The sequence below is a fragment of the Acetobacter senegalensis genome, assembly GCF_001580995.1.
GTDB lineage: Bacteria > Pseudomonadota > Alphaproteobacteria > Acetobacterales > Acetobacteraceae > Acetobacter > Acetobacter senegalensis.
Genome location: NZ_LHZU01000138.1, coordinates 45,276 through 63,481 on the forward strand (window position 1 = coordinate 45,276; position 18,206 = coordinate 63,481).

Genomic DNA, 18,206 nt, shown 5'->3' on the forward strand with positions numbered 1-18,206 from the left:
GCATAGGACCTCGACTCTACCGTTTCTTGTGAAGAACAACGCAGCACAAATTCTACTCAGCGTAGTTCCATATCTGGTCTGCGCTCTACGATCACGTTGTTCTCTACCACGCAAAAATTATGCGGGAGGCGCGAGCTAATTTCATCACAAACAAGGTTTGCCGCACACCTCAATGGACGTCGTGCTGCATTGTTTGTCTCAGCGTTTCACTCCCGACGGTGGCCATTTGCCCGCCTTGTCGAGAGCCAGAATCTTGGCACGGGAGGGCGGAGGAAACGGATAGCCTCGTGCCTTGAGTTTTTCGATCACCCGTAGCCGGGCTGCATCCTCGGGAGAGCCACGCAGGATACGGCTGGTGAGCGTGCGTTGGGCAGTCGTAATGCCGAATCTGTCATGTGCCCAGATATCAGCGCCATGGTCGATCAGGATCTCCACGACCGGCTATTGATCCGTATCTGAAGCCGCTATCATCGGCGTTGACTGGTCGTCTGTATCACGTTCATCCAGTCCCTGATGTCGTTCTGCAAGGCGTCTGACTTCTTCGGTTTCCGAGTTCATGACCGCGCCAAGCATGAGCTGACTGTTGTCCAGCGGTAGCGTCTGATTGACAGGGGATATGGGTTTGTTCTCCGGTTCACAGGCTACCAGTCTTGCATGAAGAGCGAGGCAGGTAAGAACGGCAATGCCTGCCACAACACGTTTCTTCATCATGGGCAATCGTCGACAATAAGCGCTTGCTCGTTCCGGACCTGCCTGCGCTTCAACGCAGAGAAACCGGGCAGCCTCATGCCACCATCCCCTCATCACGACACAGAGGATCGAATTACGGAAAAGCACTCAAAATCAAGAGCTTTTTAGAACCCTCCTCGTCCTGGACAACTGCCGATATGCTGTGGGTTATCGGATAATGCTAAAGTGGTACTATATTTTTTGAACTTGTAGATGAGTAGGTATTTTTCAGAATAGTGCTTGAACCGCAGTCGCAAAGCTAGGCGAGAGCGGGAGGAGGGGGGTCAATGTTGACTGCCAGGCATGGTATAGATCTGCTTTGCCAGCATAAACGACTTCCGAAGGACGGTTCTCGCCATCCAGTTCCTGAAACCATCCGCCATTATGTCGGTCGATCATATAAAGATCGATATAGTCCCATAGGGTCTGATACCAAGTTTCATATTTGACATTGCCAGTCCGCTTCAGCAGAGCCGCGGCCGCTGTAAGTGCTTCGGCTTGTACCCAGTGTGGACGGTTTTCCACAGCAGGTTCGATATCGTTATTGACGGTGTAAAGCAGTCCGGGTCTGCCATTTCGGCTCCATCCCGCTGCGATACCCTTGTCAAAAAGGGCAATGCTGTCGGTTAATAACCATGCCGGAGCTGTCCCACTTTCGCGAAGGAGAGCTGCTTCAAGTTTCAGCAGGAGGTGAGACCATTCAACAAAATGACCTGGGGTCAACCCATAAGGTCGCAGGTCGTCTGTTGGTCGGGTGCGATTATAATCCGCAAGATACGTCCAGTTGCGATCGTAATGTTCCCGTACAGCATAGTCGGAATCTCGTGCAAGAATATGGATGAAACGCTCGGCCGAACGAAGGGCGCGATGTCGCCATACCGGATTTTTGGTAACGTCAGCAAGCGCCATGCAGGCTTCGACAGAATGCATGTTGGAGTTCGCACCACGATAATCCTCTTCACATGACCAGTCGGCTTGAAAACTCTCGCGAAAAACACCTTCCTCTGCACTCCAGAAATGTGTTTCCCAAACTGATGTCGCCTGTTCCAAAAGCTGTGCGGCTCCCGGTAGACGTGCGACAACAGCAGTGGACGCTGCCAACGATATGAAGGCATGAAGATAATTCTGTTTGCGTTGCTGCGTTTCCGTCGGTCTGCCGTTTGTCAGGCCGCCAAACCATCCTTCATGCTCTGCATCCTGTAACGGCCCAAGAAGCGACTGGACACCATGTGCAGCCAACATTCTACATCCGGGTAGCCCCCGAATGGCTGCGGTAGCATAAGAATGGGTCATTCTTGCCGTAAGGGTCGTGTCTGGTTGGGTATCTGGTACGAGCTTTCCTTGATTGTCGAGAGCTCCAAATCCATCGTTTAATCTGGATGCTTTCGAAAAATCCAGTAACCGTAACCCTTGATATTCCAGCCAGTATCGATGCGGGGTTGAACGTAGCCAACTGGAGGTTGGCACCATCAGCGATGGCAGCATTTCAGCCATTAATAATTTTACCTCCATTTACATGCAGGGTCTGCCCAGTCATGAAGCTGGAATCTTCTGAGGCAAGATAGACATATGCTGGCCCCAATTCGGCCGGTTCACCACAACGGCCCATTGGCGTGTCTGAACCCAGTTCTGCTACCGCCTGCGGATCAACAGGGCCCCAGCTCGCGGGTTGCAAAGGCGTCCACACGGGGCCAGGCGCTACAGCGTTAACACGGATACCCTTATCGGCCAGTTGCAATGCGAGTGCCCGTGTAAAGCCCATTTCGGCGGCTTTGGTCGTCGTGTATGCCACCAGAGATTTGTTGCCGGAAAATGCGTTTATGGAAGAAGTTGAAATGATCGTGGCTCCCTTTTTTAAATGGGGGAGAGCCGCTCGTGTTATGTAGAAGTAACCATTGATATTTACGTCCATGTGATGCTGCCAGACCTCATCAGTAATATCCGTGAGGTCCTCACTGACATATTGGATGCCCGCATTATTGACCACGATATCAAGGCCGCCCAATGCTTCGACAGTCTGCTTCACAGCTTCGTTGCAAAATGTGCTGGATGCGACATCACCCGGAATCGCAATAGCCTTGCGTCCTTCATTTTTGATCAGACGAACGGTTTCCTGTGCGTCCTCATGTTCTTCAAGATAGATAATGGCTACGTCAGCGCCCTCGCGAGCGAAGTGCAAGGCAGCAGAACGCCCGATGCCACTGTCTCCGCCGGTTATCAGCGCTTTCCTGTTGGTGAGTTTGCCGCTGCCACGGTAATCGGGCCTGATGTGGACGGCTAGTGGCTTCATGACTTTCTCAATGCCAGGCTGGTGAGATTGGCTTTGGGGAGAGATTGTAAGCGGCATAAGGCTTCCTATCGTTGTTAAATTAACGTCCTCTCCAATTAACAAATGTCTTTGCATAGGGTTTCATAGAAAATAGTCCGTGCAAGGCATTGTAAAAAGAAATTTGTGATATATCCAAAAACGATATATCATTTATACAATTCTAATGTCTTTCTTTATCTGTAACGGAATGGTGTTCATAAGGTAATGGCCTCGTCTCAGAAGATATGACGGTTTGGTTCACGTGTTTAATGTAGTCTGATAACTGGGTTGAATGCGTAAGCTTGTATTAGCAGTTGCCGAACGACGAACTGGTATTTCGCTCGCTTAGCTTTTAGGAAACGGGATTTTTTATATTCTGGTTTGATCGTAACCGGCTTCTTAAGCCCAAGCATTGATCAATTTGGCAAAAAGATAGTTTTTCTACCGAGGTAGATGGATTCAGTGACTCTTCGGCAGGATTATTCTCAATGGTAGTGTGGCTATCTTCCACGAGGCTAATTGGAGGTTTTACGAAATTCCTAGGTTATAGAAAGCAAAGAACACTATTTATTTTTTGTGTATTTTATAGAAATTTCCATGCCTTAAAGACTCTTCGATATATTCCAATGTCGTGCCGGCTGTTTCAGGAACATATTTCCAGATGAATAGGAATGCCGCGACGTTAACACCCCCGAATAGCCAGAAGGTTCCTGTCGTGCCTAATGCTTCAACCAGAGAAAGTGTAATCAGGGATACGATGGTATCGGAGAACCAGACTGTGGCACTTGCTAGCCCCATTGCTTTGCTGCGTATAATAAGAGGGAACACTTCAGACGCAACCAGCCACACCGCAACGGACAGTGAGCCAAAATTAAAGAAAATATATCCCAACAAAGAAATTATCATCAGAGCCAGACGTGCACCGGAGAGTGGTGCGGAACTGATGAAAATGGCACCCAGCACAAAGAGGGAGAGCGCAGCCAGCGGAAGCATGGCCAGCATCATGCGGCGTCTTCCCACTCTATCAATCAGGGCGATCCCCAAGGCTGTTGTGATAGTGGAGGCCACGCCAACAGAAACAGATGTCAGTAATGCCGCGGAATGTCCCAAGCCAGCTTGTGACAGAATAATAGGAGCATAATAGACAATCACGTTGGGGCCTGACAGTTGGGAAAAGGCGGCTATTCCTAAAGCGGCAATAAGTGCTGGTCTTACCCATTTCTGCTTCAGGATTTTCCAATCGCCTTCGTTGTGCTCACCTGTTCTGACAACAAGTGCTTCATCAAGCTCATTGCGTACCACGTCCTTATGGCCACGGAGCCGATAAAGAACGGAGACGGCATGTTGCTCCTGCGCGTTATGCAACAACCAGCGCGGGCTTTCGGGCAAGAACAGCATGCCAAAAGCAAGGAGCAATGCCGGCAGGGCTCCAAGCATGAACATGGCCCGCCATGATTCAGCACTGCCTGCAAGTTCGTAACCGACAAAAAACGCCAGAAGCAGCCCTAAGGAGAATACAAGCTGGAAGAGCGATACCAGACTGCCCCGACGAGACGCAGGGGCCAATTCCGCCACATAGACTGGCACGATCTGCGTAGTAGCCCCAATAGCAATGCCCAGACCAAGCCGGGCGCAGATCAGCACTGCCACATTGGGGGCCAGTCCACATCCGATTGATGCCGCGATGAAGACCACCGCTGCAGCCATAATGGCAGGGCGCCTGCCCCAGCGGTCAGAAATCGGACTGCTGAACACTGCGCCGAAAATCGCACCGATGTTTAATGAAGCAGCAACCCATTCCTGCCCCATTGTGGAAAGAGAGAACGTCTGCGTCACAAAAATCAATGCGGACGCTATGATGCCGGTATCATAGCCAAAAAGAAGCCCACCAACCGCAGCGACAGCAGCAGCGATGGAGACATACCGACGCGCAGATTTGCGTTGATCCTCTTCATGGGCCTGAGCATGAAAGGCAGATATGGCACGCTTATGCATTAAGGACGTGGATGTGTTGTGGGTGCCCGGCGCGGCAGTCATAACGGCGCCTCCATTTTCTGTGATCAGGTGCAGTGCCCGGACATCATTCCGCGTCAGATGTGTTGAATATGTTGCTCAACGTACGCTGCATAACGGTCGCATCAAGCGTCTTGCCCAGCCAGAGTTCCACCCCGATCACGCCCTGATTGACGAGCATTCCAAGTCCGTCAAGCGGCGTGCAGCCCCGCTTCTTTGCTTCACGTAGGAAGCGTGTCATCGGTGGGTTGGGGATAACATCCGCAACCACCTGGCCTTTTTTAAAAGTATCGACATCTACTGCCGCCATGGCGTCTGCGTTACCAAAGCCAACCGAGGTCGCATTGATCACGATATCCGTATCAGCCGGGATGCGCGCTTCGCCTTCCCATAGGTGTGCAGTCGCATTGCATTTGGTGTTATCACGCACGAGATCAGCAATGGTGTCAGCGTGCGCCTTTTTCATATTGACCACGGTTATATGGGCTGCGCCTGCCAGACCAAGCTCAACGGCAATTGCCCGCGCGGCTCCTCCGGCACCAAGAAGAAAAACCTTCTTATCTGTAGGATCGATGACGGTCCTGAGCGAGGCAAGAAAGCCCTTGCCATCGGTGTTGTCGCCTATCAGTTTGCCATTACGAATGCTGACGCAGTTGACGGCACCGATAATTCGGGCAGCTTCGGCCATGTCATCAAGATACTCGATAACAGCAACTTTGTGCGGCAGGGAGCAATTAAAGCCAGCCCATTCCATGGCCAGAGCCCCGCGTACTGCCTCGCCTAGGTGCGCAGGTTTCACGTCACAGTTGATATAACGCGCGTCCAGTCCTGCGTGCTGAAACCCGGCTTCTATCATCGCGACGGTAGGGTTGTCTGCGCATGGCGTCGAGAAAGAACCCGTGAGAATGCTACGGAAAGTGCGGTGCATCGTGTTGCATTCCTTTTTAGTGGCTATGGAGCTTGTATGCATAGCTATGCAATGAAGACCATTTTTGCCTGGGAGTGCAACCCCTAATCCCTTATTTGCCTGTGCGCGTGCTGCCGCGTTCGATCAACTGCGCGTTAATGGTGCGGGTTTGGGAATACGGATGATCGACCGTCTGAAGCGCCTCATTCAGCATATCCATAGCGACTGTCACCATCTGATCCGTCCGTTGGTCAAAAGAGGTCAGATCATAGCCATGCCATGCTGCCTGGGGGATGTTGTCGTAACCCAAAACGATCACATCATCAGGGCAACGCAGATCTGCGCACTCACGCAGGGCATCCAGCACACCACAGGCCATCATATCGTTACTGGAAAAAATACCATCGGGACGTAAGCCTCGCTGCAAGAGGCGGCGAATAGCCTTATAGCCGCTCTGATAGGTATCATCGCCACGAAGCCGGACCAGTTTTCCGAAACAGTCAGATGTCTCTTTCAGGGTATCGCAAAATCCTTCTCCTCGTGCGCGGGAGGCCGCATTTTTTGCGGGGCCTGCCAGCCATACAGGATGTGTTACGCCATGTTTGATGAAAATTTGTGCTGCGATCTGGCCTGCCCCGTAATTGTTGGATACGACCGTGGATATCCACGGCCCCACAAAAGATGAATTAAAACAGATCACGGGGGTATGAAGTTCGGACAGTGCCTGAACGACGGATTGCGAGCCCACGGCCAATGAGGTTACCACTGCATCAATTCTGTAGCTGGCTAACTGGTCAAGCGCTGTATCCAAAGTCAGCGCGTCGTCAACCTGAACCAGCAGAACCTGCAGTCCTGCCTGGCGAAGGGCTATTGCCAGCCGTTCGAGTGCGGAAGCATAAAACGGATTATCTAGCCCTCCGATAACCACACCAACCATATGAGATCGTCCGGAAAGCATGATGCTTGGTATCCGGTTGGGGCGATATCCGAGCGTGGCAGCCGCAGCCAGTACCCTTTCTTTCGTCTCGGCGGAAATGCTCGCATTTGAAGAAAAGGCACGGGAGACAGCCGACTGGGACACACCGGCCAGCTTTGCAACATCTATCGACGTAACGGAGCGAATGATTCTGGTCTCCCTTGGTTCATGTGAAGTTGCTGTAGAGACTGACCGAAGGCAGCTTATAGTTATCTACTACGGGTAAGTAATAGCTGCCAACCTCTACATTTTTCTAGCAGTATGCTTCGCGTAATGGTCAAGCACGGTCGTTAAACCGATCAGTTCCAGTGTGGCGAATGGAGTGCGCCAAACACGCATGATAACATATCTGTGCTTGATGGTGGTGCTTGTGCCCATTTGTGAGATGTGAACGGAATGGCACTACCGAGTGCTGGCAGGCGATGTTTTTGTTGGGCGTGGTTCTGGCGCCGGAATATCGGAGGACATGGGGCGCGATGGGAAGAACTGAGGCTTGCTAGGAAATGTCCGGCCTTGATTGCCGCCTTGGGCATAGCTGCTCTCTCCCAGTCGTCAGCTCAGACGTGGAGGGTTCTACAAACCTCGTGGTTTTGCGTGCGTGTCTCTGCTTCCATGCTTCTTATGGTGAGCGGGGGGCGGAATAATCATGAAGCAGGCGGGTTTCTTTGATGTTGAAGAGCGTCTGACTGGCTAATATCATCTACAATGCGCCGTTTCCTCTTCCTGAGCGGATCAGCGCTGCCGCATAGCAATCCAAGGCCCCCCACTTTGCCCCAATGTAGAGGGAAGGCCATAGTGCAAAAACCAATAACCAACGCAGCCTTGCATGAAATCAGGGTGATTATGCTTCAAGCAAGGTTTTTTCGATCTTTCCAGCTATAAAGAAAAATGGTCTTTCATTTTTTCTTATACCAGAACAGACCGTTTCATTTAGGAAAGTCTGTTCTGGTAAGTAACAGGGGAGGTAAGTTTTATTTAGTAATCGGTTAAGTCTGTTGTTGGATCTGCTAAAATATCTTGTGGTACTGCGCTGGCATTGCTGACTAATCGCCGTAATTTGCGTAACTCGCGCGTGGCGTTAACAGCCGTTATCCCGCAGATAACTGAGTCATTAAGGTGGAAAATAACAAAAGCTCCATCGTTCGGGTTACCGCGTACAACTTCGCTGGTTCCAAGCGGGTTACCTACAACTTGAATGTTAAAGGTGTACTGGTCTGTCCAATATGACCCTGGTGATGAGTAATCATCAGGCACACCAAGAATCGCTTTGGCTACGTGCTCGCCATGGCTCGCTGCGTGCTGCCATGTTTCATCACGGCGTTGCGTGCCGTAATGTACGTTGTGATGAAAGGCGACCTCTCCCGCAGCATAAATGTCTTTAATGCTGGTTCTGCCTTGTGCATCGACAGAAATGCCACCAGCTGCAGCCTCAATCCCAGCAAGGCTGCCAAGTTTGTGCTCAGGGCACACACCAATGCCAACAACAATCAAATCTGCAGCGAGGGTGCTCTTGTCAGAGAGGGTGAGAGAGTAGCCAGACTTGCCTTTTTCTACATCTATAATATGCGTTTGGCACCGAATATCTACACCGTGTTTCGTGTGTTCCGCCGCAAGAAAGCTGGCCAGTAACGGGCTGCCAGAGCGCGCCAGCGGCCTTTCCCCAGCCTCAATAACAGTAACATGAAAGCCTTGTGCCGTTGCCGCGGCAGCGACTTCAAGGCCAATAATGCCTGCACCCACAATAACCATGCTGGCCCCTTTGGGGAGGCTTTGCATGTCCTGTCTTAGTCTTTGCGCATCAAGGGACGTGCGCAAATAATGGATAAAGGGCGCACCGTAAGGAAAAAGAGGCAGTGTGCGGGGGCGTGAACCTGTGGCCAAAAGGAGCGTACTGTAAGGCAGTTTTGTACCATCAGAGAGCGTTACAAGGTGGGCTGCAGCATCAATAGCGGTCGCTTCGGCACCTAGCCTCAGGTCTATCTGGTTTGTCTTGTAAAAGGCTTCGTCACGGAGCAAGAAAGTGGCGGGCGGTGCGCTTGTATGCAGAGCATCTTTAGAGAGCGGTGGCCTGTCATAAGGCATTGTATTTTCACGGCTTAATAAGATAATCTGCCCGTCAAAACCATTTTCTCGCAGGGCTTGGGCAGCAGATACGCCAGCTATGCCAGCCCCTACAATGACAACCGTTTTTTCTTTCACTCTCAACTCTCACTTACTTGTTAATGCGCATACAAGCAAAAAATAATACTTTACCCCTATGTCAGATAAATTTTTCCATCACAAGAGAGGGAATATATTAAAAATTACGTTGTAATAAGAAAAAATCATGTTTGTTATGCGACATGAATAACTTGGGAGTTGTTCCTGATTGACGAGTGGAATACACTATTTTAATCAGCGGGCAGGACGCACAGGAACTTCTTACGCAGCATCACTCGGCTCTCATATTAAAAATTATCAATATTGTGCTCTGTAAAGCATAAATATCTCTTCATCTTTCGTGCGCTAGAATTTTAAAAAGACTAAAAATTTCTAGTGCATATCACCATAAAAAGCGCTTAAAAGAGAATTGTTGCGTTTCAAGAACGGAAAAGCCAGCCAGAAACCCTTCGGGCTGCGTCGAATGACGTATGAAACTCTGATGGAGAATGAGGTAAATTCAAACCAATGAATTTTTGGAGGTGGAGATGAGCGGAACTCGCGTTGGAAACAGAGTGATCGGTTCGCAAGCTCCCGTCACGATTGGCTGGGATAATATACCAAAAGTGGAGGGGGGTAAGGTTAAGCAATTTGTCTTCACCTATTTTCAGCCGGCTATGCTCCTCGCCTTGATTGTTTTTTGGTATTACGCTCCCAATTCAATAGCGACGGCCACAACAGCCATCTGGATAGGCGTAGGCTTTCGGGTTCTCTTGATGGCGCTTGAGTGGGTAAATCCACGTTATGAAAGTTGGCGTTTGACCTGGAAAGAGCTGGTCACGGACCTTTTTTATGTCGGCGTCGGTTATACTTTTTTACGGATTGTAAATAGTTATATTGGTAGTGATGCGGTGATTGATTTCATCCAGAGCTATTTTCATTTTGATAAAGTTATGTGGTTTCTTGTTCTTCCTCTTTTGGTTCAGGCGTTTATTATTTCATTTATTTTTGATTTTGGTCAGTACTGGATGCATCGCGGTATGCATACATGGTACCCGCTGTGGTTACCGCACTCGGTTCATCATTATGTTACCCAATTAAATATTAATAAAGGTGCAGTGGGCAATCCAACTGAGTTGTTTCTTATCGGACTTGGTTTGGGTGGCTTTTTTGATTTTTTGCCACGAGCTGTTTTGTTGGCTGGAGCCATGTCTATGGCAATTGGCGAATATCAGCATATTAACGTAAGGTTTAACACGCCGCGTTGGTGGAGATATTTGTTTAATACTACGGAGCATCATAGTTTGCATCATGCACAGGATTATGAAGCAACATGTAGCAACTATGCGAGCGTTTATATTTTCATAGATAGAATGTTCGGTACTTGCGTTGACGGTGAGGCTGAACTGCTTGGAACAGAAGGCGGGCGTCGTCTTACAATCAGTGAACAAATGACGTACCCGTTCACGAATGGTTGGCGCTACTACAAGAGGAAAGTCAAAAAAATGACCAAGCAATGGTTTGGAACAAAAGCGCGGCAATAAGCCCTAAATCATTGTTTCATTACTATTGAATGGGTTTGACCACTTAAAATGGTTAAAGAGAAGGGGCACAAAAGTGAACTGGCATCTTATTGATTGGATATGGCATGTAAGAGGATGTCTTTCAATTCCCGCGCAACAAACCAGCAGCGAAGTCTTTTGTAAAATAGATCCTTTGTTTCAGGAATTTGGAACAACGCATGAATTGAAAAATGAGAGTCTGGTTTTTTCTAAAAAAAATCAACCTTCTCAAGATAAGATGGCTGTATTTGATGATGGTGTTTTGAGCATAGAGAGCAAAAAAGAAGGTTCTGTTTTACAGTATGACTTAAGAAGTAAAACACTCCTTTTTTGTTTTCTGGCACCGTTTTTCTTTCTGGCAATGGCCGAACTCACAATTGTGGTTAAACACCTCCAAAAGCCATCAACTGAGGTGTCACAGTCTTTAGCCGAGAAGGAAAAAGAGGAAGAGGCCAGATATCTTATTCAAAGCCCTATAGACAAAGCTTTGGGGGTGCCCGCGCCAGAAAAGAAAACAGATAAAGATGACGAGAAACAGGGCAAGAAAAAACTCTCTCCCGTAGCGGCTTACGTTTTTGCCGGTATCTTTTCGATCTTATACGTTATCGGCAGGATTAGCGAAGCTTTGTCCGTAAAGTCTCTTTTTAGAAAATATTTGTCTGAGTATTGATTTTCTAAGACATTCGAAAAGGTTGCGGTGTGCGTATTAAAAAAATACTAAAACATGCTTTAATGTTGGCGGTGTTTTCACCGGTCAGTTGTCTCCCTCATGTATTTGCGGCAACAGTGCCAACACAGCAGGTTATGCATGTACCGGGTTCACCTGATTTTCTTGCCGTTGATGGTGCCTCAGTTTGGGTTATGAACAGAGGGCGTGTAGAGCACTGGTCTGTGTCGGGAAAACTGGCTGAAGTTAAGTTGGGCCATCCTTGTGGTGCCATGTCAGTAGCGTTTGGCTCCCTTTGGGTTGCTGATTGCAAAGCGAATACCCTCAACCGGATAGACCTCAAGACTGCACAAAAAGACGTTGTTATTCAAACAGGTATAGCAAACCCCAGAGGCGAGCTGAATGTTGTCAGTGGGGAGGGTTCTATCTGGGTAGCCAGTGATGGCAGTGGGAAAGTTGCCCGTGTTGACCCACTTACAAACAAAGTCATTGCATCTATCCCGGTCGATTCTGAAACCTATTATCTTGCATTCGGTTATGGTGCCCTATGGGGTGTAAGCGCTACCCATAACACGCTTCAAAAGATCGATCCGCAAACTAACACCGTCGTCAAAAAAACCGCCCTTGGGCGTGCTCCTGGCTTTCTTGCTGCGGGGGAGGGGGCTGTTTGGGTACAAGAGCAGGGTGACGGAACAGTTGCTCGCGTCTCCCCAGAAACAGGAGAGGTTTCTGGTCGGGTAAAAGTCGATAACTCATTGATGTATGGGGATATTGATGCCGGGGGTGGTAAGGTCTGGCTGCGTACCACAGACCATCAGACATTTGTCGTCATTGACCCCCAAACTCTGGCCATTCGTGCACGAATTGGTGCACAAACGGGCAGTGGCGCGTTGCGGTACACCCCAGAAGGTATCTGGACAACATCTCACGATATTCATGTTCTGGCATGGTGGGCAAACCCGGAAAATATCGGGAATTAAAAAGCTGAAGAAAGTTACCTTATAGAGTGGCAGATGCTTCATCCTTGTCGGGTAGTATCTGCATTTTATAAAAGTAGTGACAAGGTAAGCCCTGCCTGTCTAACTCAGCCAATATAGAGGCGAGCACAAAAAAGCACCCTCTTATAAAGCTCACCCTCTTATTGGGTGAGTTTTTCAAAAGCGAGAAACAATCCCATTACAAATTGGTCTAAATTGAACCGAACTCGCCATTAAAGAAATGTGGAGAGAACGGATAGCGCCTACATCTTTTGCCTGTAGCATTAAAAAGTGCATTGCCAAGTGATGGAAACGCAGCAGTCGTACCGACCTCTCCAATACCGCCGGGGCTGTCAGTACTTTTGATGATATGCACATCAATGGGCGGTACGTCATTAATGCGCATAAGCGGGTAGTTATGAAAATTACTTTGCTCTATGCGCCCATTTTTTATGGTTATTTCTCCATAAAGCGCGGCGCTAAATCCAAAAAGAAGTCCACCTTCCATTTGTGCTATAAGTGCATCCGTATTAACGGCTATGCCGCAATCCACAACGGCGGTCACCTTCTTTATAGCAATAGATTTTTTATCCGTTACCACTGCTTCAGTGACCACAGCGCAATGGGAGCCAAAAGCATTATGTAAGGCCAGGCCACGGCCGGTGCCTGTAGGGAGCGGTTTGCTCCATTGGCTTTCTTCCGCAGCACGTTTTAGAACTGCTACAGAACGAGGGTTTTTGCCCAAAAGGCGTAACCTGTATTCAAGCGGGTCGGTATGTGTTGCGGCGGCTAATTCATCTATAAAACTTTCTACTACGTAAACATTATGCGCTGGGCCAACACCCCGCCACCAGCCAACTGGCACAGGTGTATCAGCGCGCGTCCACGTTACAAACATCTGGGGCAAGTCATAAGGTGTATCTACTGCGCCGGCGACAGCATCAGTATCGAGCTTGCCTACGGGCAACCCGCCTGGGGCAAAGCGGTCAACGACAGAAGGCCCACTTACATGGTGCTGCCAAGAAAGCGGCTGCCCATTTTGACCCAGTGTTGCACTGATACGGTCATAGTACGCGGGCCGAAAAAGATCCTGACGGATATCTTCTTCCCGGCTCCAGATAAATTTTACAGGGTGAGAGACCTGACAGGCGAAGTGTGTTGCCTGTTCCAAAAAGTCTGTAGCCAGCCTACGCCCAAAACTACCGCCTATCATGTGGTTATGAATTGCAACTTTTTCTGGCGGCAAACCTGTTATCTTTGCAACGGCAGCCCGTGCACGGGTTGGAACCTGCGTACCCATCCAGACATCGCAACGCTCTGCACGCACATGTAGTGTTACATTGGCGGGTTCCATAGGTGCATGAGAGAGAAATGGGAGCTCATAAGTCGCTTCCAGTTTTTTGCCAGACTCTGCAGAAGTATTCTTGGGTTTATCATTGCGCGCAATAATTTCTGGCACAGAAAGGGAAGCATCGCGGATTTTTCGTCTGATGTCCTCAGAGCTAAGAGAAGAGTTTTTTCCTTCTACCCACTTAATTTTGAGAGCTGCTAAGCCTTTTTTAGCGGTCCAGTAATTCCTTGCTATAACAGCAACGGCTGTGCTGGTTTTTAGAACATTCAGAACACCAGGGATAGTCCTGCACAGTGTGTCATCAAGGGTGTCGAGAGTAGCGCCAATAACAGGTGCTCCCATAACAGCGCCAATCGCCATTTCTGGCACACGCACATCAATACCAAAAACAGCAGTACCGTTCGTTTTGGCAGGAATATCAACCCGCGGGAAAGACTTGCCTATCAATTTCCAGTCGCTGGGTGATTTTAGAGGCACATTTTGGGGTATGTTCTGCCGGGCGGCATCAACCGCAAAGTCACCATACTGTGCACAATGCTGGCCTGTATGGTCTTTTATGTAACCATTTTCGGCTGCTAACAAATGCTGCGGTATATTCCAGCGTGCAGCAGCAGCAGTAAGAAGCATAAGCCGAACCGTTGCGCCAGCTTGCCGTAAGGGTACCCACCCATTACGGACAGAGCGGGAACCGCCTGTTGAAAGGGATTTTAGAAACTTTGGAGCAACATCACTCACGTCCTGCGGCAATGCAGGCAGGACAGTAATGTCTTTAGGGTCTACTTCCAGCTCTTCTGCAATAATAATGGCTTCAGTTGTGTAAATACCCTGTCCCATTTCAATGTTTGGAACAATGAGAGATATTTTATTATCGCTCCCAATACGAACAACACCCCCAAGAGTAATATCTGATGGGGAGTGAACATTCTGGCTTGTTTGCGCCAAGGCCACTTTACTACGTGCAGCAGGTAGCCCTGCAAAAGCAAGCGCTATGCCCCCTCCCAAGAAGTGGCGCCGTAAAAGAGGGTTCAAAGCGTTGTCAGTTTTGCTAACAAAAAGAGAAGGCATTTGTGCGCCTGTCACCTAATAGTCTCAAGGGAGAGGAGAGAAAGTAACGCGAGTAAAAAGAGTTCCACACAAAGCGTCTGTCAGGGTTATTGGACTGGCCAAGGCAAAGTTCTTGTGAACTCCGACTTGCTTTTCAAGTTTATTCTAAAGCCGAGCTTAGTAGCTTTCCTCTGCCCTGCAATTTACGGGAATTTCCGAAATACTAACCTCATTGGGTGACGTGACAAGGAAATGCGCAACGCGGGCAATTTCTTCTGGTGGGGTCATGTTCAGTTCCGGCATCATGCCTTCAACCATGTCGGTCTTTACAAAGCCAGGGCAGATCACCGTGGCTCTAATGCCATATTCAAACCCAGTGTGGCGAATGGAGTGCGCCAAAGCAAGCGTTGCAAATTTGGACACGGCATAAGGGCCAGAATCTGAATCATAAACACGTTTGCTCGACAGGGAGCCAATCATAACAACTCGGCCGCTGCCACAGGCAACAAGTTGTTCCCATGCAGCTTTTACGAGGCGGCGGGGGCTTTTAATATGGACGTCCAGCAGGTCATCCATCTCATCTTCGGAGATGTCTATAATGTTTTTCCATATGCCAATGCCAGCATTGGCAACAACTGCATTAATATGCCCAAAATGGCTTATTGTGCTTTCAACCCAACTGGCTTCTGTTGTTGTGTCTAAGGCATCGTAGTGGCCAATCAAAACGCGCTCTTTGTCTGTTGCCCATGCTGGTATCAGGGATTTGCGCATACCAAGGCTAACACACCAGCCTTCATCGTAAAACTTTTTGGCAATCGCAGCCCCCATGCCTCTTGCTGCGCCTGAAACCATAATGACTTTTTGTGTTGTTCCCATCAGAAATTTCCCTGCTTATGGTAATTTTTTTGAGTTGATATGAGCATCGAAACAAGGTGCACACCAAAATAATAGAAAGACCCCCGTATGGAAAATATGTTTCACATAGAGGAGTCTTTCTTTGTGGTATCAGTCAGGCACTAATTTTTAGAAATGTGCGCTTGCTTCCAGCCCAAAGGTGCGTGGTGTTAAAACACTATAGGCATAATAACGTTCAGCAATGCCATCACGGGAACGAATGGAGCTCATATCATTACTGACTGCAGTTACAGCATACTGATCAGTCAGGTTATTGACAAAAAGATCAACACTCCATTTCCGTGTGTTGTATGTAATAGACGCTCGGTGCGTTACATAACTGGGCATGCGGTAGCCGTAGCCTTCTAGCCCCACACGAGAGAAGATGCTGCCTTGATAAGTGGTCGCCCAATTAAACTGGATATTTCGGTCCTCATCTAGGGGGAAGGTATAGTTTGCAATAATACTGCCCGAATTCTTGGTCGAGCCGGGTAAACGGTCCCCTGGTTTTCCTGCATAGGAGCCTAGTACGTTGGTGACTAATCCTGGAGAGTATTTTGTCAAGTGTGCATCAACATAAGAATAGGTCGCTGAAATCGTAAAGTTTGGCAGAACCTTCACATTCACAGACGCATCGAAGCCCCTTGAGACAGCAGCCGCGCCGTTTTTCGTAATTCCAACATTCCCATATTGAGTCTGGCCGGGAACCTGTATGTTCGTCCAGTCAATATTGTAGCCAGCCAATGTAAATATTAACCGACGGTGGAAAAAATTCCCACGGATACCAAGTTCAGCATTGCGTGTTTTATCTGGTTTATAACTGACTTCATTGGGGAGGGCACAAGCATGCTGGACGCTTGTGTCCAATGGCATGGAGCAGGGGGCCACTTTGTTTACCCCACCCACACGATAACCAGTGCTGTAAGTAAAGTAGGTCATGATATTCGGGTTAATACGGTAGGAAATGTTCGCTTTCCACATGGTGCCATTGGCACCGGTAGAACCCTGTTGTGAGCTATAGTTTACATTCGGGTAGGTTTGGAAGAGCGGCAATGCAGTGCCACCATCTACCGAAGAGTCATAATCAAAGTACCGGAAGCCGCCTGTAATCTGAAGATTTTTCAAGATATGGTAGGTAAGCTCGCCATACACTGCGCGCTCCTGCGTTTTGGTGTGCACGCGTGAGGCATACTCAAGTTCATCAGGCCGATCGATACCCGCCCAAGATGTATACCCAGGGACATACTCATGGCGGTTGGTATCTGTTTTCTGGTTGTTGTAAAAACCACCAATAACCCAGCTTATCGGCCCCTTATGGGTAGAAACAAGGCGCAGCTCTTCGTTGAACTGTGTGTATTTTCTGTGACTCACGGCATAGGAAGAGAAGTTTGGGAAGGCTTGGTACCCATAATCAAGATCAAGCAGAAGATCCGTATTATCTTCAACTGAGTCTATGGTCTGGTGTGTATAAGCCGTTGTGTTGACCAACTGAGCAAAGTTGAAAATGTTGAAATAGAATTCCCCGCTATAAAGGTCTGATTTGCGGTTTACTGGCTCCTGATAGCGCCACGGTGCATCATAATGGCCAGTCCCGAGCACGCCCGCAGCATTGGCCTGCTGGCCGCCTGTACGGGTTTCCTGGTGCATGTAGGTCAGGTAACCCTTGATGTTAGGGTTAACCTGCACTAAGAGCTGGTTACGGGTTGTAAAGGTGTGGTCGTAGTTCAGATCTTTACGGCGGTAAAAATTCTGGGCGCGCTGTTCAGCTGTACCCAAAGAGTTAGCACCCGGCTGCGGGTTAGAAACTCCCGGTGTTTTCAGCAGGTAATTGTAGTCCATAAAGCCGGGGTCATTATAGTACCCAACAACCGTTCTGAACGCCAGATGGTCTTTGATGAGTGGAATATTAAACGTGCCCGTTGTTTCACCACCGGGGGAGCCACTGTGCGATTCCCCAAAGGTCTTGCCGGTTACATCTGCAGACCAGTGGTTCAGAACCGGGCGGTGGGGCATATAACGAATAGCGCCAGCCAAGGTGCCTAAACCGTATAGGGTGCCCTGTGGCCCCTGTAGCACTTCAAGGCGATCGATATCGACCATCTTGAAGTCTGTATAAAGCGGTACTTCACCCAGATAGACACCAACCGAGTTGTTGGTGAAGTTCCCGGTTGTTGACGTTGAGCCAGAAGAAAGGCCGCGCATAATAATGTTACCGGTATTGCCCGGGCCGTTATCGGTAATGGTCAAACCCGGCACAAAAGAGCTCAACTGGCGAATGTCAGTGATCCGCTCATTCTTCATCAGCTTCTGATCTATGACAGAAATATTGATGGGCGAGTCTTCCAGCTTGGTTGAACGCCGCGTTGCGGTAACCATAATCTGCTCTTCTTGGGCAGCATGTACTTTCTGCTGAACAGGCTTAACCGCGGCGGCTTTCGTTGTTGCAGGTTGCTGCTTTGCTGGTGCGCCAGAGCGTGTCTTCTTTTCTGCCACTGGGCCATTCTTCTGGTCAGACGAGGCTGCATGGGCAGAGGCAGCGAGAGCAAAGGGAGCGCCACTGATCAACATGGTGGCGCAAAACAGATATGCCCTTCTTTTGGCCGGACAATCCTGCATACATTACTCCTGTTTTCACTTTG

At 49.0% G+C, this 18,206-nt stretch carries 14 protein-coding genes; 3 read left to right on the forward strand and 11 right to left on the reverse strand.

From position 1 onward, the window contains the following. Positions 1-198: 198 nt before the first annotated feature. From AD948_RS11810 to AD948_RS11845, 8 genes are all read right to left on the reverse strand, one after another. Positions 199-435: a hypothetical protein gene (locus AD948_RS11810; RefSeq protein ID WP_061472137.1), complete on the reverse strand. Its 237-nt coding sequence runs from the start codon at positions 433-435 to the stop codon at positions 199-201. Between the two features lie 6 nt (positions 436-441). Further along, positions 442-711, reverse strand: coding sequence for a hypothetical protein (locus tag AD948_RS11815; RefSeq protein WP_061472138.1), 270 nt, complete (start codon positions 709-711; stop codon positions 442-444). Positions 712-957: 246 nt separating this feature from the next. After that, the gene (locus tag AD948_RS11820) at positions 958-2,223 is read right to left on the reverse strand and encodes an AGE family epimerase/isomerase (protein ID WP_061472139.1); all 1,266 of its coding nucleotides are present in this window, start codon (positions 2,221-2,223) and stop codon (positions 958-960) included. Then, on the reverse strand, positions 2,216-3,076 hold the full coding sequence (locus tag AD948_RS11825; protein ID WP_061472140.1) for a glucose 1-dehydrogenase: 861 nt from the start codon (positions 3,074-3,076) through the stop codon (positions 2,216-2,218). Before AD948_RS11825 ends, AD948_RS11820 begins: the two co-directional genes overlap by 8 nt. Before the next feature lie 528 nt (positions 3,077-3,604). After that, on the reverse strand, positions 3,605-5,074 hold the full coding sequence (locus tag AD948_RS11830) for a sugar porter family MFS transporter (protein WP_061472141.1): 1,470 nt from the start codon (positions 5,072-5,074) through the stop codon (positions 3,605-3,607). A gap of 43 nt (positions 5,075-5,117) precedes the next feature. Beyond that, the gene (gene aroE / locus AD948_RS11835) at positions 5,118-5,978 is read right to left on the reverse strand and encodes a shikimate dehydrogenase (RefSeq protein WP_061472142.1); all 861 of its coding nucleotides are present in this window, start codon (positions 5,976-5,978) and stop codon (positions 5,118-5,120) included. A 91-nt stretch (positions 5,979-6,069) separates the two neighbouring features. Continuing rightward, positions 6,070-7,038: a LacI family DNA-binding transcriptional regulator gene (locus AD948_RS11840; RefSeq protein WP_248846008.1), complete on the reverse strand. Its 969-nt coding sequence runs from the start codon at positions 7,036-7,038 to the stop codon at positions 6,070-6,072. A gap of 870 nt (positions 7,039-7,908) precedes the next feature. Then, on the reverse strand, positions 7,909-9,132 hold the full coding sequence (locus AD948_RS11845; protein WP_061472144.1) for an NAD(P)/FAD-dependent oxidoreductase: 1,224 nt from the start codon (positions 9,130-9,132) through the stop codon (positions 7,909-7,911). 488 nt (positions 9,133-9,620) lie between these two features. Here AD948_RS11845 and AD948_RS11850 point away from each other — a divergent pair, with 488 nt between their 5' ends. The 3 genes from AD948_RS11850 (at position 9,621) to AD948_RS11860 (ending at position 12,281) form a co-directional block, all read left to right on the forward strand. After that, positions 9,621-10,616: a sterol desaturase family protein gene (locus AD948_RS11850; RefSeq protein WP_061472145.1), complete on the forward strand. Its 996-nt coding sequence runs from the start codon at positions 9,621-9,623 to the stop codon at positions 10,614-10,616. Between the two features lie 73 nt (positions 10,617-10,689). Next, a complete protein-coding gene (locus tag AD948_RS11855) occupies positions 10,690-11,304 on the forward strand; it encodes a hypothetical protein (RefSeq protein ID WP_061472146.1) in 615 nt (204 codons plus the stop codon). A 29-nt stretch (positions 11,305-11,333) separates the two neighbouring features. Next, positions 11,334-12,281 carry a Vgb family protein gene (locus AD948_RS11860; RefSeq protein ID WP_248846009.1) on the forward strand — a complete coding sequence of 316 codons (948 nt, stop codon included), beginning with the start codon at positions 11,334-11,336 and terminating at the stop codon, positions 12,279-12,281. A 208-nt stretch (positions 12,282-12,489) separates the two neighbouring features. Here the strand turns inward: AD948_RS11860 and AD948_RS11865 are convergent, their stop codons facing one another. The 3 genes from AD948_RS11865 to AD948_RS11875 all read right to left on the reverse strand — a co-directional run bounded on the left by AD948_RS11865 (position 12,490) and on the right by AD948_RS11875 (position 18,183). After that, positions 12,490-14,694 (reverse strand): xanthine dehydrogenase family protein molybdopterin-binding subunit, encoded by a 2,205-nt coding sequence (locus AD948_RS11865; protein ID WP_061472148.1) that lies wholly within the window; start codon positions 14,692-14,694, stop codon positions 12,490-12,492. Between the two features lie 156 nt (positions 14,695-14,850). Beyond that, the gene (locus AD948_RS11870) at positions 14,851-15,549 is read right to left on the reverse strand and encodes an SDR family NAD(P)-dependent oxidoreductase (protein WP_061472149.1); all 699 of its coding nucleotides are present in this window, start codon (positions 15,547-15,549) and stop codon (positions 14,851-14,853) included. Positions 15,550-15,696: 147 nt separating this feature from the next. Beyond that, positions 15,697-18,183, reverse strand: a complete 2,487-nt coding sequence (locus AD948_RS11875; RefSeq protein ID WP_061472150.1) for a TonB-dependent receptor — start codon at positions 18,181-18,183, stop codon at positions 15,697-15,699. Between the last annotated feature and the right edge of the window lie 23 nt (positions 18,184-18,206).